Source organism: Bradyrhizobium sp. USDA 4502 (genome assembly GCF_054063355.1).
In genome coordinates, this window is record NZ_JBSSGF010000001.1 from 3542063 (window position 1) to 3561509 (window position 19447).

16 protein-coding genes, 1 tRNA gene and 1 pseudogene are annotated in these 19447 nt (G+C 61.2%); 7 read left to right on the forward strand and 11 right to left on the reverse strand.

All coding sequences use genetic code 11. The features are described 5' to 3' along the window. The first annotated feature begins 115 nt into the window (after positions 1 to 115). Both ACVW1B_RS16330 and ACVW1B_RS16335 read left to right on the forward strand, forming a co-directional pair. The gene (locus tag ACVW1B_RS16330) at positions 116 to 5455 is read left to right on the forward strand and encodes a hypothetical protein (protein WP_456821797.1); all 5340 of its coding nucleotides are present in this window, start codon (positions 116 to 118) and stop codon (positions 5453 to 5455) included. A 909-nt stretch (positions 5456 to 6364) separates the two neighbouring features. Next, complete coding sequence (locus ACVW1B_RS16335) at positions 6365 to 6571, forward strand: hypothetical protein (protein ID WP_456821798.1); 207 nt, start codon at positions 6365 to 6367, stop codon at positions 6569 to 6571. 1272 nt (positions 6572 to 7843) lie between these two features. Here the strand turns inward: ACVW1B_RS16335 and ACVW1B_RS16340 are convergent. Further along, the gene (locus tag ACVW1B_RS16340; protein ID WP_456821799.1) at positions 7844 to 8044 is read right to left on the reverse strand and encodes a hypothetical protein; all 201 of its coding nucleotides are present in this window, start codon (positions 8042 to 8044) and stop codon (positions 7844 to 7846) included. Between the two features lie 56 nt (positions 8045 to 8100). On the opposite strand from ACVW1B_RS16340, the gene ACVW1B_RS16345 reads away from it, so the two are divergent. Then, positions 8101 to 8766, forward strand: coding sequence for a transposase (locus ACVW1B_RS16345; RefSeq protein WP_456821800.1), 666 nt, complete (start codon positions 8101 to 8103; stop codon positions 8764 to 8766). Between the two features lie 13 nt (positions 8767 to 8779). Here the strand turns inward: ACVW1B_RS16345 and ACVW1B_RS16350 are convergent, their stop codons facing one another. Next, a complete protein-coding gene (locus ACVW1B_RS16350; protein WP_456823039.1) occupies positions 8780 to 8956 on the reverse strand; it encodes a transcriptional regulator domain-containing protein in 177 nt (58 codons plus the stop codon). A gap of 178 nt (positions 8957 to 9134) precedes the next feature. Beyond that, positions 9135 to 9408: pseudogene (locus tag ACVW1B_RS16355) on the reverse strand (DUF2285 domain-containing protein). A gap of 250 nt (positions 9409 to 9658) precedes the next feature. On the opposite strand from ACVW1B_RS16355, the gene ACVW1B_RS16360 reads away from it, so the two are divergent. Further along, complete coding sequence (locus tag ACVW1B_RS16360) at positions 9659 to 9904, forward strand: helix-turn-helix domain-containing protein (RefSeq protein WP_456821801.1); 246 nt, start codon at positions 9659 to 9661, stop codon at positions 9902 to 9904. A gap of 595 nt (positions 9905 to 10499) precedes the next feature. Here the strand turns inward: ACVW1B_RS16360 and ACVW1B_RS16365 are convergent. After that, complete coding sequence (locus tag ACVW1B_RS16365; RefSeq protein WP_456821802.1) at positions 10500 to 11381, reverse strand: hypothetical protein; 882 nt, start codon at positions 11379 to 11381, stop codon at positions 10500 to 10502. A 640-nt stretch (positions 11382 to 12021) separates the two neighbouring features. On the opposite strand from ACVW1B_RS16365, the gene ACVW1B_RS16370 reads away from it, so the two are divergent. Then, complete coding sequence (locus ACVW1B_RS16370) at positions 12022 to 13482, forward strand: tyrosine-type recombinase/integrase (protein WP_456821803.1); 1461 nt, start codon at positions 12022 to 12024, stop codon at positions 13480 to 13482. Between the two features lie 26 nt (positions 13483 to 13508). Here the strand turns inward: ACVW1B_RS16370 and ACVW1B_RS16375 are convergent. Both ACVW1B_RS16375 and ACVW1B_RS16380 read right to left on the reverse strand, forming a co-directional pair. Then, a tRNA-Leu gene (locus tag ACVW1B_RS16375) sits at positions 13509 to 13593 on the reverse strand. Between the two features lie 93 nt (positions 13594 to 13686). Next, positions 13687 to 13932: a FliM/FliN family flagellar motor switch protein gene (locus ACVW1B_RS16380; RefSeq protein WP_076831216.1), complete on the reverse strand. Its 246-nt coding sequence runs from the start codon at positions 13930 to 13932 to the stop codon at positions 13687 to 13689. Positions 13933 to 13992: 60 nt separating this feature from the next. On the opposite strand from ACVW1B_RS16380, the gene lipB reads away from it, so the two are divergent. Continuing rightward, positions 13993 to 14721: a lipoyl(octanoyl) transferase LipB gene (gene lipB, locus ACVW1B_RS16385; protein WP_253608293.1), complete on the forward strand. Its 729-nt coding sequence runs from the start codon at positions 13993 to 13995 to the stop codon at positions 14719 to 14721. A gap of 3 nt (positions 14722 to 14724) precedes the next feature. Here the strand turns inward: lipB and ACVW1B_RS16390 are convergent, their stop codons facing one another. Further along, positions 14725 to 15150: a tautomerase family protein gene (locus ACVW1B_RS16390; protein ID WP_253608292.1), complete on the reverse strand. Its 426-nt coding sequence runs from the start codon at positions 15148 to 15150 to the stop codon at positions 14725 to 14727. Between the two features lie 115 nt (positions 15151 to 15265). On the opposite strand from ACVW1B_RS16390, the gene ACVW1B_RS16395 reads away from it, so the two are divergent. After that, the gene (locus ACVW1B_RS16395; protein ID WP_253608291.1) at positions 15266 to 16123 is read left to right on the forward strand and encodes a LysR family transcriptional regulator; all 858 of its coding nucleotides are present in this window, start codon (positions 15266 to 15268) and stop codon (positions 16121 to 16123) included. Between the two features lie 18 nt (positions 16124 to 16141). Here ACVW1B_RS16395 and ACVW1B_RS16400 read toward each other — a convergent pair whose 3' ends face one another. From ACVW1B_RS16400 to ACVW1B_RS16415, 4 genes are read right to left on the reverse strand one after another with little or no spacing between them, the layout of a single operon-like run. Further along, a complete protein-coding gene (locus tag ACVW1B_RS16400; RefSeq protein WP_253608290.1) occupies positions 16142 to 16567 on the reverse strand; it encodes a hypothetical protein in 426 nt (141 codons plus the stop codon). 10 nt (positions 16568 to 16577) lie between these two features. Then, a complete protein-coding gene (locus tag ACVW1B_RS16405) occupies positions 16578 to 18014 on the reverse strand; it encodes a TIGR01777 family oxidoreductase (RefSeq protein ID WP_253608289.1) in 1437 nt (478 codons plus the stop codon). After that, complete coding sequence (locus tag ACVW1B_RS16410) at positions 18011 to 18676, reverse strand: DUF4166 domain-containing protein (RefSeq protein ID WP_253608288.1); 666 nt, start codon at positions 18674 to 18676, stop codon at positions 18011 to 18013. The genes ACVW1B_RS16405 and ACVW1B_RS16410 overlap by 4 nt, the downstream gene beginning before the upstream one ends. A gap of 26 nt (positions 18677 to 18702) precedes the next feature. Then, entirely contained in the window at positions 18703 to 19260 is a 558-nt protein-coding gene (locus ACVW1B_RS16415; protein WP_253608287.1) for a GbsR/MarR family transcriptional regulator, read from the reverse strand. Between the last annotated feature and the right edge of the window lie 187 nt (positions 19261 to 19447).

Here is a 19447-nt window from a genome sequence, read left to right on the forward strand (position 1 = left end):
AAACTAGCCGTTACGTTCTGAACATATCAAGAACAATACTTACGGCCTCAGAGATGCATTGTTGTGAATTAGAGTTGCACGCAAGATACCGAATCATAACCCAAGCTCATTTGCCGTGACCAAAAAGCCGACACCAAAAGCCACTAAGGCCGCGAAGAAACGGCCAGCGAAGAAAGCCAAGAAGCAGACGCGGCCAAGCACGACGCGGTCGACGGCTGGGCCCGGCTTTGACTTTGAGGATAGGGTCGCGGCATGGCTGCTTCTGAAAGCGCTCACAGGGGAAGTGTTGCCCTCCGTTGAGGGTACGGCGACGCGGCTTCAAATGCAGGTCGAAGCGCTGCATTGGACGATCGACGACATTCTGCTGACCACACAGGTACCGCAGGATGATCGGCGGTATCTTGCCATCTCATGCAAGGGTAATGTGCAGGTCACGGCATCGGCTCTGCCTGCCGATTTTGTCGGACGGTGCTGGGAACAATGGGGCAAACCCGATCCGAACCCAATGCAGCGAGGCAACGATCGTCTGCTCCTGGTAACGCGCGGACAGAACAACGCCTTCATGGCGACATGGAGCGAACTTAAGAGTGCAGCCGGTGGCGCCGATGATGCGCTGGCCCTCGGGCGGATGCGCGCCAGTGCCAAGCATCGCGCGGTTTTCGACAGCGTCAAGAAGCCGGCCACGGGTGCGGGCGTGAACGTAAGCGACAGCGATGTTGTTGCGATGATCCGCATTATCGATGTCGTGCCCCTCGATTTTCACATTGCGCTTTCAAAAGACGAGGCCAGCGCCATTCGTCAGGCACGCTCGCTGCTCGTCAGCGGCAGCCAGACCGACGGCAAGAAACTATGGGAGACGCTGATCGCTCTAGCCAGAAACACGCGTCTGGGCGGCGGGACACTGGATCTGTCCGAGATGTGGCGCCAACTCCGTGTCGCTTTCGTTCTTAAGGATCATCCCGACTACAGCGGCTCTTGGACCCGGCTTCGCGCATTGACCTTGGACTATCGAGCGATAGTCGAGACATCATTACCGTCGGGGATATCGATCGATCGCGGTGACGAGGTGAGTGCCGCCGTTGCCGCAATGGGGACGGAAGCCGAATGTGTTGTCTTCGGGGAGTCGGGCGTCGGCAAATCGGCTCTCGTCAAGGCGATGCTGGACGAACGATTTCCGGATGCCGAGCAGGTGTGGTTCGGCCCTGATACGTTGGAACCCGCGCTGAGTGAAGCTGCGCGCGTAGGTATGGGACTTGCACACCCGCTTGTGGAGATACTTCATGCCTCCGCGCGCGCGGAGAACGTTTTTGTTATCGATGCGGCCGAACACATCAGCGAGACTGGAGCACGCAAGGCTAAGGCTCTGATCGCGGCATTGATCAGCAAGAATGCCCCGGACGCCAAAGCGACGTGGCGAGTGGTGATCATCGGTCAGACCGAGGCGTGGATCGGTGGCACGATTCAAGCCTTGGCCACCGGCGCGACGCCGAAAAATCATGAAGTGAAGGCGCTGCCTGATGCCACAGTAAGGCAGGTTTTGCGTTCGGTGAAAGAGCTACAATGGCTTGCAACGCACGATGATGCGGTTTCAGCGCTGGCCAACCTTCGTACCTTGGCCTGGGTGATCGAGGCGGCTGCCAGCTTTAAGGATGGCAGCGGGGGCGCATTGTCGCTTACGGCCATTGCGGACCGGCTATGGGCTCACTGGACAGACAGGAAGCCAAGCGTTCATCGGCTTCTCGTTCAGCTTGCCATGCGCGAGGCCGCATTCGAGCACAGCTTCGCCATCAGCACGCTTGAGAGCGGCGATGTCGCGGTGCTCGATACCTTGCCGGATGCCTGTCCGTTACGTCGGAACGACGCGAGTGGGCGTATTCAGTTTCAGCACGATCTCGCGGCGGATTGGGCGCGATTTCAGCGATTAAAGGAGATTGCTGGCGATACAGCGCAATGGACACCCTTTGCGGGCAATCCCTTTTGGCACGGCGCCCTCCGCATGCTGGGGCAGCTTCTTCTACGCCAGCCGGTAGGATCACGCACGGCTTGGGATGCCGCCTTTGAAGAAGCCGAGAAGAACCGCGAAGCCGTGCCGCTGGCCGATGACGTGCTGCTTGATGCACTCTTTCTCGACCCGAACGCCGAGACTTTCCTGAACGACCGCGCCGATATGCTTTTTGCGCACGGCGGTGAGCGCTTATTGCGCCTTGTCAACCGCTTTGAGTACATCGCGACCGTTCCCGGCGTCAGTGCAGAGATGTTGGAGCGCTATCGTGATCTTAGCCTCTACCTTGAGACGCGAATGCGCATGCCGATCCCGGGGCGATGGCCTGCCATGGCGCGTTTCCTGGTCAAACACCGCGACCGCGTGGCCAAGATGACTTCGCCCGCCATCGCAGGGTTATGCGAGCGCTGGCTGACCAATATGCCGACGGCGTTTGCCAATGGCGTCGCAATTCCTTACCGCGAGGAGTTCGCCTCGATTGCTTTGGCGAGCGCCCGGGAAGCGCAACTCATTCACGCCAAAGGCATTCCCGTCCTCGGCGAAGGAGAGATACGGATTTACCAGGCGACCTTCGCGGGCGCTCCCGATCTGCCGGCCGAGATATCCGAATGGGCCCTTGAGATGGCGGGGCGACGGCCGGTCAGCGCTGATATCCGGCAACAAGTGCGCGCCTACCACCTTGAACAGGCCAAGGCGCATAAGGAACGCCTTGCCAGTGATCCGCAATACCGCAAACGGCAAGAGCGTCGTGAACACATACCGGTATCTATCGGCTCCTACAGAGAGAAGCTTCCGCCGTGGCCGCTCGGCGCACAAAGACGCATCGAAGGACGGTTTCGTGAAGCGGTCTTGCGATCCGTGGGTTTCCAGGCTCTGATGCGCTCCGTCCCTGCCGTTGCTGGGGAGGTGCTGTTTGCATGCCTTATCGAAGACGAACCGGGGCGTGATTACGGAAGCCGCGGCGATATGGATCGCCAACTCGGGGGTGAATTCGACAACGAGGGCTATCCGACTGCACCTTGGAAGAGCCCATTCTACATTTTCCTGCAGATTAACCCCGATGTGGCCCTCGGTTTTCTTCACCAGTTCGTTGATTTCTGCACGGAGCGGTGGGTGCAGGAAGTTGAGCGGCATGAGGAAGCGAAGCCTCGCGCTATCACGCTGCACTTCAGCGACGGCAGCGAGCGTTCCTATTTTGGCAACTATTGGGTCTTCGCCTGGTCTAGCGAAGATTCGAATTTCATTGGGCAACTCCACAGCGCCCTCGCAGCCTTGGAGCGCTGGCTTTGTGATCTGATCGATGCCGGCCACGATATCACGGCCCGTGTCGACGCAATCCTGCGTGCGACCTCCTCGGTGGCGGTACTTGGCGTCCTTGTCAGTGTGGGAAAACATCATTCTGACCTCTTCAAGGGCCCGCTACGTCCTTTGCTCGGCCTGCAAAAGATGTACGAGTGGGATCTTCATCGCGCCAAGGTGAACGCGTCCGGCTTCAATGCCATGGCGTGGGTGCGAAGCGGTGAGGCCGTATTCGAGATGGCAAGACGCTGGGCTACGGCGCCTTACCGGCAAATGAGGCTGCGCGCGCTTGTACCGGAGATGATTGTTTCGGATCGGCCTTTGGCCGAGTTCGTCCTTGCCGCGACCGGTCAATGGGTGTCGCCGGAATCGGACAAGGGAGCCCTGGAATTCAGGATATTGGTCGCGGAGCTCGACTACCGCAACTATACGGTCGAGCCCGATCCCGCGACAGGCAAGCCCGTCGTTGAATTATCGTATCCCAAAGACATTGCAGTCGCGATTGCATCGTTTGGACAGGGCAACGCGCGAGGCAATCAAGCCCTGCTGTTCCCCGACCGGTGCAGAAAGGTGCTCACCAGCGCCTATCAATTGACCGAGCAGGAAGCCGCTGGTGTAGCAGGGCTCATGTCGGCGCTGAACGGCGCCGAGGACGTCGATCTTCCGGACGATATGAAGAGGGCCCCTCTGGTCGCCGCGGCGGTGGTGCTTTTGCTGCGCGCAAAATCATGGCTGGGAGAACATGCTGCCGTTGCGCAAGAAGCCGAATCCATCGTCGATGCGGCGTTGGCGGAAGTGGCCGACGACAAAGTGAGACGTGGTCCACACTTCCTGACGGCACCGAGTCATATCGAGTTTGCAGGCTATTACGCTTTTGAACGGTGGGCCGCTGCATCATCGCAGGAGAATGATAGACGGCTGTTGTGCGTGCTGACGGGCGGCGATGAGGTGGCGGTGCGCGCCATTGCATGGGCTGGATACGCCAACCGTGAGCACCTTGGTGCGCGGTGGTGGCAGCTTCTTTACGTCGCCTTGCTGTGGTCAGGTCTTAAGATGCTTGCACCACGGTACGGCGACGATGATCGCGCCGAAATCCGGTGGATCAAGTGGCGGCGATGGCTACGGTCACGCCGCCTTTCGGCTGAAAATGGTTCCGCATCAATTATCAATCCGCTGGCGGTGGCAAAGCGCGTCGAGCGTTTGGAGGTCATACGGTGGCAACGCCGATACGCAAGCGACGGCCGTCGCTTTACGAAGGAGAAAGGGCGGCGGCTCACCGGCAGTCTTGAGACGCATTTTCTCGGGTTGGTTTTTGCTTGGCTATTTCGCGACGGCGATGCTGCCATTTCCGCCGAGGAATGGGAGACACACCGGCAACTTGTCTCGTCATTATGGGAGCATCAAGTGTGGTGGTTGTTAGGCAGCGGAGAAACTGACCGGGACGATTACCAGCCGATGCAGCAATATGGCTACGCCATTATTGACGAACTGGCGAGACTGGCCCTCGAGAGCCCGGTGGAAACCGCACCGGGACTATGGCAGCCGATCTTTGCGCTTGGCCCCAAGGGACATTACTCGCTCGGGCACTTTTTCACGACTTATTTCTCGCAACTTTCCGAGACGACCGATGTCAACGAATTTGGGAAACGCTGGCGACCAATGGTCGAGGCGCTCGTTCTGAACGACGCCTGGGCCAATCAGGGCTTATGGTTTCATGCGGAGCAGATCGAGCGGCATGCGCTCGGGTTTGGTGCAACGAATAGCCTTAGCAAGCCAAAACATGCTGCAGCGCTCGTCCTTCATATGCGTGACTGTTGTGAGGCTTGGGCCAAGCGGCGCCTTACTGGCGATGAAGACAACCTTGCGGGATTTTGCGGGTTCCTTGCCACGGCGGCCGGTCGGCCCCTTCGATTGGACGGTGTGAGTTGGATTGCCGACGCGATGAAGATTAAGCCTGAGGCCAGAAAGTGGTATCGGGAGCGCACTTCGAATGCCTTCATGTCTTTTCTTGATGTCCTGGTATCGGAGCACGCGGCCGAGTTGGTGAAGGACGAAACGGCGCGACAGGCATTACTTGATCTTGCAGCGCATGCGGTGTCGTGCCAGTTCGACGCCGCGCACACTCTCCAAGAACGTATCCGCCGGCTGTTCTGACGGGCCGACCGTCTTACTTGCGCTATAATCACGAATCTGGGCGGCCAGCCACACCGCCACCGAGATCCGTTGAGCGATCCGCCCCTCTATAGGTCCCAACTTGTTAAGCGCAGTACGCAGATCACTACTCGCCTCCTTAAAAAACAAGCTTGGTGTACCTGGTATTATATAACCCCCGCCGGGCATCCCACGCAGTCCCACCCTGAAGGCTTCCCGACCTAACTTAGGATGAGAAGCACTGTCGGGGTATGCCATGGCCGAAACATTCGTCCGCACAGGCATCATCCTCTTGGGTCTTTGCCCTATCGCAATCGCTGCGATGCAATCGCTGCGATTGCGATGCTCCTGTAAAGCTGGCAGCATCTCAGTTGCGAGTCGGCTGGCATTGGACCAGCCGCATAGAGAGCCCCGGCAATTGCCTCCTTGGCCCCCCAACGATTGCCGGGGGCACTCGCCAATTCCGTAAATAACGAGCGATGAAATACATTGGCGACCGCCCCTACTCCGACCCGGTGACCCGGAGAAAGCTGCACGCAGACTCATGGAGCACGCTCGAGCGTTTGAGCCAATCCAGGATGGCCGAATCTACATCGAGAAGATCAACCGCCCAATGCTTGATGAGGACAAGGCGACGCCGGCCGAATACTGGGCTGGGCTACAGTACGCGTCCGAACAAATGAAGTGGCTCGATTACCACGAGAGTGGAACGTTCGTCAGAATGACGCCGGCTGGAAAAGATCTGTTCGCTTGAAAAAACACCAGCGCCTCTGCGCTGGTGTTGCAGTTTCCGAGACGTGTAGCGTGCTCGTCCCGTGCGGTGAGTTACCGCAAACTCGTCGACGCAAGGCAATGCGTCATTGGTCTACTAGGAACTCGCAAAACCGGATTCTGGTACCCTATGTTCCGGAGATGCCGATCACCCGGAAACCGCTAGAAATCCCGCCAGAGGTCGCCCGGCAGTTCGCCGAGAAAATGGGGCTGTTCCACGCTGAGAACAGCCCCCTCAAGCGAGACGAGATTGCCGCGGATACCGGGCATCTGCTTCTTCAGCACATGCCGAAGGGTGCCAAGTTGTGGCTTGCCGACGTGCTCGAACTGTTCAGGCTGATGCGATGACCGAGCCGGCATGCATCCTTTGCGACGATACTGGCTGGGTCCGTGTGAACCACCCGAACCAGCCGTGGACCGGCAATCTGCTTGCCGGTGTGGCGGCGCCGGTGCGCCCTGCCCGAAGTGCAATAGGACGAAACCGGATGATGAGTTTCCGCGGCTGCCACGCGGATTTCGGAGCATGTTCAGCAGGCGCGACCGCCGCTGAAATTCGTTGAGCAAGGCGCCGGTTCAGAGCGGCCTGGCCGTACGGCCTACGCTTTCAAAGCAACGATGCTGCCCGAGCCAACGGCTGGCCTCGATTGGCGGCCGGTCACCAGCTTCAACGCTGGCAACGAGGTGCTGAAAGACCCCACTCTGAAGACTATTTTTCAGACCGCGATCAAGCGAGGATTTGCGATCGCGTCGCGCGATTGAGCATCGCCGCATCGTTCAAGTCGGGATCGCTCGACTGACCGTCACGCGCCATTGCGGTTCCTCAAAAATACGGCGTCTGCTTCCCGGTCGACGGCGGCGCCGCGGCCGCGTCCGGCGACGAATGCCCCAGCGACCCAGGGCCGCTTCCGATATTGACAGTCCAGGCGAGCCGGATCGCGACTTGCGCTTGCTTCACGACTCCCCGAAGGCGCGCATCCGGGATAACTAATGACCCCGCCTTCGGGCCAACAGGTGACATTGTCCCGCCCGCGAGGCCGCGCCCGCCGTGAAGTGGATGAGCAGTTGTCGTCGGGCCGTACGCGAAAACTCACGATCCTCAGCCATCGCCAGCCTCGGTAATGTGTGATAGATCGCGGAATGTCAGTGGGTTGCGTGCAGCGCGCACATTGTTGCCTAGGCAAGCACCTTGCGCGGTAGGCGGAAAACTCAAAACGGTACAACCGACCGACCGCGGCGCACATTGCGCCCTTTTATCTCGCCATCACTCGGTCGTCTTTAAGCATCCGGTCCCTGCACGACTCTTCCATAGTGTGTTCTCGTTCCATTTCGGGTTCTCTGCTGCAGTGGAGGATCTCTGATGGCTGCCTCGTCGTTCGTGGGCAAAGGCCAACAACCCCTACTGGTCGTCGCACGTTGAGAGCTGGTACCGGAGCAACCAGGATGCGGAGGAATGTTGCGGCCGGCGCAAGCTTTCGATGGCGACGTTTGAGCGTTGGTTCGCCATCGGGTGAGTCCGGAAGGCTTACGCAAACGTGCGGAAGAGCTGCGGAATTTGCGCCGAGCGATGGCAGAACGTCAGCGCAAGAAGGGGCAGCCGAAGCGACGCAAGGGGCCCACGCGCTATCGCCACTGCGTGCGCACGAACTCCAGTCCGATCGCGCTTCGAGTGTTCTGGAACATGCATGTCGAGGCGATGAGCTGGACGGCATCGGGCATGCCAGGTATGCCGCGAGCCTCGGTCTTTCGCGCGATTCGTTGCGGATCTGCCGCGATCGTCTCGAAGAATCCGGCGGCGAGATGGACTGGCGATTGCTGCATCATCCGAGTACCCGGCTCAATCAAGCAGCGCTGCTAATTGCGCGCGACGCACACACCGCTTGACACCGGAAGCGGTGGACGACCGGTCGAACCGGCGTCGGTTTAACAACAAGCAGAAGCTGGCGATCGTGCAGCAGACGGAGAAGCCCGGCGTCAGCGTCGCGCAGGTTTGCCGCCGCCATGGCGTCGCCACCAGCATGGTGTTCCGCAGACGGACCGTGTTCGGCCTGACCGCTCGCAAGGTACCGCGACTTGCGACGGTGACGCTCGCCGACGGCGCGGCCAATGAGGTTCCGGCGCTCGCGGCCTTGCACGATCTGGTGCAGCCACCGGACGGCACGATAGCGATCGAGCTGGCCGATGGACGGCGTGTCTCTGCTCCGGCCGGCAACACCAGATCACGAAAGGCCGAGCCTGCCGCGCGCCGTTCATCGCCCACCAACGCCGCCACGATGCAAATGCGCGTTCTTCGAAATCACCGTCAAGCGGCAGCTCGGCGGTGTAGCGAGCGCCGACGGCTGGCGGCTCATTGGACCAGATCGGTGGTCCAGGGGGCAGATGCGCAGCACAGCGTGCTACCCCTCAGCGGCGCGGCGGACCTCGTCAGCCGCGAGATCGAGCAACGGCTGAGCTGCAGCGCCAGTGCTAAGGGGCGACGCGGTCACTGCGACCGGCACAGCGGTCGAGAGAACCTCGGGCGCCCAAAAGATCGCCTGTTCCTTTAAGGACCTCAGTGGGTCAAGGGCGAAAGTAGATGCCCCACCTCCTCCGAAATTCGGCGGTCACTTGGCCATTCGGACTGTTGGCGATCATTGCTTCATAGTCGCGCCGGTAGTCCGCGTTATGACGAAGACATTCCCAGGCGATGTCGGTGATCTCTACGCCGCGAAGACTCGTGCAAGGTTCGACCGCCAGTCGAACTCAGGCATTGCTTCCACCCCGTACGCACGCAGCTAACAATGATTGCGGTGCAATAATTGTGAACGATGGGATTGCAGGAAGTCCTAGTTTAGCACCACGTGGTACCCCCAGGTGACCACGTATTGGCTCATGAAGACGATTCTAAATCGACGCCCTGATCGAGGGATTTCTTCTAGTTGGCCCCCTTGCCGCGCAAGAGACGCCCCTGTTCGGTCATCCACTTAGCGCGAGCGAGATGACTCTGGTATGCGTTCCGCGCGCGGTCTTGTTCACGCTCCGGATCGATGTGCAGGATTATTCGAGACGCTTCCCGCCAATCCGCTCCCTCGCCCTCGGCCTGCAGAAGGCGCATGTAGGTCACCACATGCAGCTCATCATAAGCCGTCATCGCTACGTCGGCCGGCGCGACGTCGGCAACCTCGAGGATTGATCGGAAGTTTTGGCATGGCGCTTGTCGGTATCGTGCCTGATTGAAGGTTCGGGCCGCAACTAACCCTGCCAATCGGACAGGATGGCGTGGATGCGGAGCGATGACGGCCACATCTCGTTTGACATTGCTGTTTCTCCTTCCGTTTGCCCTAGGTCGAGCTGAACTTAGCGCTCAAGCCTGACGCCAGCCCATTATCTGGTCATCGTGGGACGAATGTCGGTTTAATCCGGTGGGGTTATATCAGACATAAGGCTTGGGTTAAAGACATGGATATTCGCCATGTCTTCGCAGCCAACTTGCGCCGGCTTCGGCATGAAAGAGGCTATTCCCAGGAAGACTTGGCTTACGAAGCCAACATCAATCGGACCTACATGAGTGCGCTGGAGAAAGGCAGTCATTACGTTGGACTGGAAATCATCGAAAAGCTATCGAAGGTCCTAGCAGTCGAACCGGCAGACTTCCTTAAGCCAACTCCCAAACCTTCTCGAAGGCGAAAAGCCGCCTCGGTCTGACGCGGCCGGACTTCCACCTGCAGATGCGGCATTTTGTGAGCAGTCTTCGGAGACTTTTGAGCTTTTGAGCCGCATGGAAGCCTCGGTTCAGCTCTCTAACAGCGCCGCCTACTCTCGCAGATAGTCACAAAATAAAACTCCGTAGCGGTCCCCTCACCGTCCAATTCCGGTTCGACGGCCAGGGCGACCCGAGCGGAGGGGACTCCCCACCTCTTTCAAGCGTTATTTACCCTCATATCGCTCATTGCTATTTCGCTTCCAATCCTGCCTTTGGGCGAGGGTTCGCAGCGCTGCGCTGCAACCCTTGCCTCGCGGCGAGCAGCGGGTGTGCAAGCAGAGTGGGCGCCTTCGCGGGGAACCGGCTGCACGGAGCGCGTTAGCGCGGAGGAAGCTGGGCGGAAGGCGCGACGAAGCGCGCCGAGGGCGGAGCCCTGAGCGTTTTCGAGTCCAGATGTGGAGCGTGCTACGTGCTACGCACGCGAGTCCGGTATTATGGCGCAAACGCCACAAGGGTCACTCGGGGCCGATTCCTAGATCACGGGAGGCATCCGTGACTAGGAGAAGAGTCGGGCGGCGGCGCGTAGCTTGGGCCACTTTATGCAGATTGGGGCGGCACATCGGTGCCGGATGGCGCCGGCCGATATACGTAGTGGTAGTTATAGGCGTCATTGTCTTCGGGGTAGAAGTTCCGCCCCGGCATGTAACGCCAACAAAACCCTATCTCATTGATGTTGCCGAAAATGTCCTCGAACTTGATGAATCCATAGGCGTAAAGGCTTCGTCCGCCCATGACAGTTCCGACGCGAATGTCATTCAATACTTGCCCGTCGATTGGGGTCTTGAGGGGATAGGTAAGACGGATGCCTTTCTTCCCGGGGAGGATCATTCGATTCGAACGGTAAGCAGTCTCCGGGCGATACTCTGGCTTTCCAGGCAACGCAGCAACACAGGCCGAATCCGCGCAAACAAGCATGATGGTTGCCGGTGTGCTCCCATGGTTTTCAACCATGTAGTCGACGGTTGGCCACAGTGGTGCCCCTGCAAAATCGAACGTGGCAGGATCGAGGGTGTGATTCAGTTCGGCCTTCGTAACGAAGATGTATGGCCTATTCCCCATGAAGAGGGCTTCGTCAGCGACCTTGGCGGATTTTATCGCCGCTTCGGCAGATCGCCTGCTGACAGCTATTTGCTTCTCGCCAGTGAAATACAGACCAAGCGTGGCCCCTCCGAGTCCGATTGTGGCAACCGCCAAAATGCCGGTAAAGATCATCAGCCAAAGCGTGTAACGAGCGAGGGCTTCGTCAGTTTCCTCTTTTTTGGACTTGGGCTCGTGATCAGTGGAGGAATGCTCGGAGGCTTGGCTTACCCGCTCTATCGTCGTGTTCGGTCCATATAGCCCCCAAAACACGCTACCCCCGAGCGCGAAACCAAGAGTGAAAGCAACTATCGGCCCAACCAGCCAACGCGGCACAACCACGGCAATACCTTTTCCCAATATGCAGCAATACTACCTTTTCGAGTTTCAGGGGCGCAATACCACCTACCTCCTTGAACCTAACGAATTCGGGACCTAACGAAAACGCATTTGCGCCATAATACCGCGCGAGCCGGCACCGCCGATTGCTACGCTGGCCTAGCCAAATACTCCATGCGTAGATAACTGGCCTTTCGCCATTCCAACGTTCGATGCCAGACTTTCACCGTCACGACGGCTATTCGACGTTCTAGGTCATCCCATTCACACTCCAGCGGTCGTTCCTCTCGCCAACTCTCTCAGGAAAGTAATGCCCCGACGCGCCGCCAAGGTCACGCAAGCAGATATAACCCGCGCCATCCGAGCAGCGAGGGCGACCGGGGCTAGCGCAATTGCTATCGACGGCGACGGCACTATTCAGATTGTGCTCGCTCCGGTCGCAATACAAATCCACGATGCTGCCGAAACATGGACGCCGTCCGAGGCGTTGCAGCGTTACTTGAAACGCACCGAAAGCGGGTGAAACGCACCTTATGCAATTGATGCGGAGTCACCGCATCGCTAGACTCCAAGCATTGGTCCACGGAGAGAGCCAATGCCTGGAACGGAAAGACTCGACCCCCGCGCGCCCGGGGATCGGCGAATGTACCTTTACTTCAATTACTCCCAGTCAGGCTCGCTGCGCTGGTACGTGAAGGTTAGCCGCAAGGGCCGCAGGATTGGGATCAGTGAGGAATACGGGACGCCAGCGTTCGACGCAGCCTATGACGCGGGTGTTGTGGCGCTTGGGGGAGTGATGCGCATGCGCCGCGTCAAGGCGACCACGAAGCCGTGCCAACCCGAGCGCCGCTACCTGCATGTCGACGTTAGCCAGCGCGGGCAACTGCGGTACTATGTGCAGCTACGAAACAAGCTGCCGAAGATCCGGATCAAGGCCGAATTCGGCACAGCCGACTTTGACGGCGAAGTCGATGCCGCGATCGCTGCCCAGATAGCGCTATTTGGCAACGAGGGCGACTACATCCATGCGCAGAAGCAGCGCAACGAAGAGCACCCCGCTCTGCCAGCGACGCCGGCCGCCCCCGGCACGCTCCGCTGGTACTGGAACGGCTACAAGCAAAGCGATCACTGGCTCGGCGATCTCAGTGTCGGCCATGAGGGTTTAGCGGAATCGACCCGGCTCCAGCGGACTGGCCTGATCGAGTCGCTACTCCCCGAGAATGGCGAGAAGCCGTTTGCGGTGCTGACGCGCAAAGTGATCAAGGCAGAGATGAAGGCGCGCACGCCGTCACAAGCGGGCAACTTGCTGTCGGCAGTGCGCGGCATGATCCGCTGGTTGATCGACGAGAACCATCTCGATGAAGACGACGATCCAACCATTGGACTGAAATCCGGCAAAGCGAAAGCAAGCCGTGAGACCGGCGGCTTTCTGCCTTGGACCGAAGATGACATGGCCAAGTATCGAAAGAAGTGGCCGCTCGGCACCGAGGCACGCCTGATGTTCGATATCCTGCACTACACGTTCCTGCGGCTCGGCGATGCGCACCGTTTCGGACCACCTCACCTGCGCCAGATCGTCCGGAAGATGGCGGTGCAGATTGCGACGGAGAAAAGCCAGGGCAACACCACCGTCACAGTACCCGTGCATCCAGAGTTCGCCGAAAGCCTGCGGGCGGCTCGCGCTGCGGGCATCGTCGGCGCGGAGGTATTTACCGGCAAGACCGTGCGTGGTCGCATTCAGCCGATGAACAAGAAGGCCTGGGCGGCCAAGTTCAAGAAGTACGCGGTCCTGGCCGGCGTCAAAGAGCCGAAGAAGAGCTGCCATGGAGTCCGCAAGGCGCGCGCCGAAGTCGCCGCCTACGCCGACTGCACCGAAAGCCAGATGATGGCGATGTTCGGCTGGACCGATCCGAAGATGCCCGCGCACTACATCGCCCAGGCGAATCGGGAGAGGCTCGGAATGAGCGGAATGGAGAAGATCGTGACTTACGATCAGAACCAGTTGCTAGACGACCGCCTGCGAGGGCCTGAGGCAAACAGAGCGCGAACGCCGCGCCAGAACGGAGTGGTAACATTCCCGGGTAACTCCCGGAAAAAAGTTTAGCGATTTCAATGCTAAACGTGGGTTTATGGTGCGCTCGGAGGGACTCGAACCCCCACGGTGTTACCCACTGCCACCTCAAGGCAGCGCGTCTACCAATTCCGCCACGAGCGCTTGGGATACCGGATGGAACCCCGAAGGCCCCGCCGGATCGACGGGGCCATGTAACAAATCACGGATGCAGGGACAAGGCGATTAATGCGGGAATTAGCCGCGAACCCCGGGAGATTTCGGCAGCATCTGCTTGACCTCGACCGCAATCCGGTTGCGGTCGACCAGGACCACGCCGCTGGCCACCGGCAGGTTGTTGGCGAGGATCTTGACCTCGTCGGCCTCGGTGGCATCCAGTTCGATGATGGCGCCGCGGGACAGCCGCATGACCTGGTGAATCGGCATCGTCGTGGTACCGAGGACCACCATGAGATCAACGCTGACTTTATCGAGGGTGGGCACTTCTGAGCCGCCGAACGGGAACTAGATTGTAGGTTCACCTGACCACGTTAGGGTTAGCTAATGGTTAACGACCGCCAAAGCCTCGATTTGACGACCTTTGCGCGCCCTCCGGGCGGCGAAGCGGTCGAATGGCGGATTTCCGACCGCGCGGTGCCCTACCCCGATTCGCTCGCCGCAATGGACGACCGGGTGGCGAAGATCGCGGCGGGCTCGGCCCCCGAACTGGTATGGCTGCTGGAGCACCCGCCACTGTATACCTCCGGCACCAGCGGCAAGGCCGACGATTTGCTCGCGCCGCGCTTTCCGACCTTCCAGAGCGGACGCGGCGGCCAGGTCACCTATCACGGCCCGGGCCAGCGCGTCGCCTATGTGATGCTCGATCTCAAGCGGCGCCGGCCCGATGTGCGCGCCTATGTCGCCTCGCTGGAAGAATGGATCATCCGCACCCTCGCCGCCTTCAACGTCCGCGGCGAGCGCCGCGAGGACCGCGTCGGGGTCTGGGTGCGGCGCCCGGACAAGGGACCGGACCATGAGGACAAGATCGCCGCGATCGGCGTGCGGCTGCGCCGCTGGGTCTCGTTCCACGGCATCGCGATCAATGTCGAGCCTGATCTTGCGCACTTCCAGGCCATCGTGCCCTGCGGCGTGGTCGATCCGCGCTATGGCGTCACCTCGCTGGTCGATCTCGGATTGCCGGTCACGATGGCCGATGTCGACGTCGCGCTCCGGCAGGCCTTTTCCGAGGTGTTCGGCGACACCGCAGCGCGCCTGCCGGAAGCGACGTCATAGGCTTCACGCCGCCTTCTGCGGCGCGACCTCGAGCTTGCTGGCGATGTAGCGGCGCTCCTGGGTGAGGCCGCCGAAGCCGTAGGCGTCGCCCTTCACCTCGTCGACATGGGCGTAGCTCTCGGTGTGGAGCGGCCCGAGCAATTCGCCCATCCGCTTGAACAGCGCCGCGAGATAGGCCGCCTTCTCGTCCTTGGTGTTGGTGCCCTCGGTGACGTGGATGTCGAGCCAGTAGCTCGCGAGCCCCTGCTCGGCGAGCGACTTGCCGCCCGCGAACCAGTCGGCCGCATCGGCGGACTTCACAATGATCGCGGTGACCTTGGGATCCTTGTGCAGAATCCCGGCGGTCAGGTCCGACACGGCGGCGGCGATGTCGGATTTCAGCGACGGCCTCTCGCGCGAGGTCGCGTAGGTGACGGTGATGAGCGGCATGATCGGTCTCCTTGAATCCGGTTGGCGCGGGTCAATCGCGCCTCCTCTAGCTAGACCTTCGCTCATCATCTTGGTATCTTATCTATATTGATAGCAATGATAGCGATCATTGATCATGACCGCCACGCTCGATATCGACACCGTGCAGGCCTTCCTCCTGGTCGCCGAGCTGCAAGGCTTCACCCGCGCCGCCGAGGCGCTTGGCACCACGCAAGCGGCGATCAGCATGAAGTTGCAGCGGCTCGAAACGGTGCTGGGCAAGCGGCTGGTCGAGCGCTCGCCGCGCGCGGTGCGGCTGACCGCCGACGGCGCGACCTTCCTGCAGCACGCCCGCGCGCTGATCGAGGTGCATGATCGCGCGCTGGCCGGCGAGAAACCCGCGCGGCAGCAGCTCACGCTCGGGATCAGCGATCACGCCGCGGGCCCGGAGCTGGTGCCGCTGCTGGAGCGGCTGCACGCGATGGCCTCCCAGCTTGCCCTATCCGTGACCATCGGCTTCTCGCGCGAAATGCTCGACGCTTATGATGGCGGCGAGCTCGACGCCGTGATCGTGCGCCAGGAAGGCAGCCGGCGCGGCGGCGAGAAGCTGACCGAGGACGAATTCGGCTGGTTCGCCGCCAAACGCTTCGTCTGGCCGCGCGGCGATGCGCTGCCGCTCGCGACCCTGGCGCCGCCCTGCGGCGTGCGCGCCCTCGCCGTGCGCGCGCTTGACAAGGCCGGCATCGCCTGGACCGAAAGCTTCGTCGGCGGCGGCGTCACCGCGGTGGTGGCGGCCGCGCTTGCAGGGCTTGCCGTCGCGCCCCTCGTCCGCCGCATCGCGCCGCCGGGCCTGGTCGATATCGGCCCTGCCCACAAGCTGCCGCGGCTCGGCACGTCGAAGGTGATGCTGCATTCGAAAGTCAGCGATCCCGCCAAGCTCGCGGCACTCAGGACGCTGGCTGCGACGTTTCGGAGCGTGGCGTCTGCGGCATAGGTTGAACATCGTAGCGGTTCACATCGAGTCTTCGCTTGCCGCCAGTTCGCACATGACGAACCAGTAGGTCAGGCCGGCGACAAACCCGGCCACGACGAACAGGCAAACCAGTCCGGATGTCCAGACAGCCGGGGATCGTAGAAGGACAGTGATGCTCAACGCACCGATCGCCGCGCCTGCGCAGGCGAAAAATCCCGCGGCCCTGATATGGAACTCCTCAGTGAACCAGACGACGATCGCAGTGGGAATTGCTGTGAGCAGACAGGTGATGATGAAGACCGCGGCCGACGGAAGCAGCATCATGACGATGCCGTAGAGCAGCCGCGCGACATCGCCGTGCGACGTCATCATCAGAACGGTCTGACCGACTGCGGAAATCACCGCGGTCGCGGCGCCACAGCCCGCAAGCCAGCCTCCGAATGCACGGGAACAGGTGCTGCACATCGAGGCCTCCTCACAGGATCGCATCGAACGCGCTGCGCAAGGTTTCGTGACGGAACACAAAGCCGTTGCTCAGCGCCTTGTTCGGCAGCACGCGCTGGCCGCCGAGCAAGAGCTCGTCGGCGAAGTCGCCGCCAACGGCGCGGAGCAGCGCCGCCGGCACGCGGAAGATCGCCGGCCGGTGCAGACGGCGTCCGAGCTCCTCGGTGAATTTCGTGTTGGTCACCGGGATCGGCGCGGTCGCGTTGACAGGACCGGACAGCTCAGGTCTCGCGATCACATGCGCGATCAGACGCACGAGGTCGTCGCGCTCGATCCACGACATCCACTGCTTGCCCGAGCCGAGCGGGCCGCCGAGGCCGAACTCGAACGGCGTCAGCATCCGCGTGATGAAGCCGCCATCGGTGCCGACCACGAGACCGATGCGCAAATATACCACCCGCACGCCGTGATCCGCGGCCGGCTTCGCCGCATTCTCCCAGGCCTCGCACAATTCGTGACTGAAGCAGGCGTGGGATTTCGCCGACTCCGTCAGCACCTGGTCCTGCCAGAGCCCGTACCAGCCGATCGCGGAGCCGCTCACGAGTACCGACGGCTTGCGTTCGAGGCGCGCGATCAGCTTGACCACATCAGACGTCATCTCGATGCGTGAGGCGACGATCTTGCGGCGCTTGGCCTCGGTCCACAGGCCGTTGCCGATCGGCTCGCCCGCGAGGTTGACGATGGCGTCGATCCCGGAGTCGGCGGGCAATTGGTCGAGGCTCGTGATCAGCGTCACCGGCGGCAGCAGCATGTCGGCCTTTGCCGGATTGCGGATCAACGCAATCACCTGATGGCCGGATGCGGTGAGGCTCGCGACCAGGCGGCTGCCGATGAAGCCGGTGGCGCCGGTGACGAGCACGGTCTGCCGCGCCGGCAATTTCTCGACCAGAGTCGCGGCCGGCACGCTGGCCATCCGTCCGAGGCGCCTCGTCGCGGCAAAGTCGCGCGCGCCGAACAGCGCGACGCCGAAGGCCGCAGCCGTCGCGAACAGACTTAACGGACCCGCATAGGCCGGCGCGACGGCGGTCGGCAGCATCGCCCAGCCGATCAGGACCGGCACCAGCAGCACGAGGATGGCGCCGTAATTGATCGCCAGCAGCGTGTGATTGATCCGCTCGCTCGGCGGCAGCTTTCGGCTCAGATCCTCCTCGACGAAATCCATCAAGGTGATGACGACCTCGACGACGAGGACGGCCATGATCGCGATCGCAAGGATGCCGTGCACTTGCAGCCAGCCGAGCACGAGGAACAGCAGCGCATAGAGCATGTTGCGCACGCTGTGCAGCTGCAGCTCGTGGCGCTGCGAGGGACGCCAGGCCAGCCGCTCGGTGAATTCGTGGTGATAGAACGTATCGAATGCGCCCATCGCAATCTGGATGGCGACAAGTGTCCAAAGCAGCGGCGTCATGGAGTGGCCTCCCTGAACACGGCGGACTGACGGATCAGCCTGCCGAAACGCGGGTGGATGATCTCCAGCGTGAAGCGGAAGTCACCGCAGCCGAGATCGGAATGGGTCACGGTGAGATCGCCCGGCGTAAGCCATTCGGGCAGCGGCAGGCGAAACGGACCGAGTTGCAGCGAATAGCCGACGCTGCGAAACACCAGCGCCTCGTGCTCGACCGCGATCCGCAGCGCCATGCTGACGCCGAAGCCGACATATTCCTCGAGCCCGGTCGAACCGGCAAAGCGCTTGGCGGAATGAATCACCTGCGGGAAGCCGTCGCGGCGCGCGCAGATGCGGGTCCAGACCTGGCCGCCGCTTGCCGCGTCCTCGGTGACGGTGACGATCATCGCCACGCGCGTTTCGGTGCCGGTCGGGAACGGTCCGCCGATCAGCCGTGCGGCCTGCGCCAGCCACCAGCCGATGCGGCTGCACGCCGCCTCCTCGACCTCGCCGACATAGACGACGGTGTTGCCGTCCTCGAACCGTTTCGAGAAGCGCCGCCAGATCGCAACCGGCAGGCGGCCCCAATCCTCGTCCGACAGCAATGCGCGGAAGCGATGGTCGTCGAGCAGCTTTGTATCGGAAGCCGGTGCTGTCTTTAAGGTGGATATCCTTGCTGACGCCATCGCACGCTCCCGTTACGCCGCCGCCTTTATTTGGCCCTGCTCGTGGGCAGGAAACTCACGATCTTCTCGCCGAGCTTGATCAGCGCGACCAGGCGCGGCCGCGGCACGTTCAGCATCTGCGTGTACCAGCGATCGACCAGCTCGGTGAATGTCAGCATCTCCTTCAGCCGCTTGCTGGCGAGCGGGCTGATCGCGGGATCGTCGGCCGCGTCGGAGACACAGGCGCGCAGCGCTGCGAGCGCGGGATCGATCTCGCGCTCCTTGCGTCCCGCCGCGATCTTGGCCGCGACCTCCCAGATGTCGGTCTCGGCCTCGAAGTGGTCGCGGCGATCGCCAAGGATCGGCACCCGCCGGATCAATCCCCAGGACAACAGCTCCTTGATCGAGTTGGAAACGTTGGAGCGCGCCATGCCGAGGGTGTCGGCGATGTCTTCCGCCGTCATCGGCGCTTCGGCAAGGTAGAGCAACCCGTGGATCTGGCTGACCGAACGGTTGACGCCCCATTCGTCGCCCATGTCGCCCCAATGCAGGATGAAGCGCTCGACGACGGCGGGAAGTTTTTTCTTGGCGGTTATTTCTGTCATGACAGAAATATCAGACGGTTCGGAGCAGAAGTCAAGGCTGGCCATGCTGTCCACGACGGCGCACGAGACATGGCAGGTCTCCTGACCTATCCGGCGCCTCGGCGAATGCCGTGCATCGGAGGTGAGGAGTTTTCCTTTGTGGCCCCCGAGCTCTTCGTCCAAGTTGATCCGGGTGGATGTTTTTGGG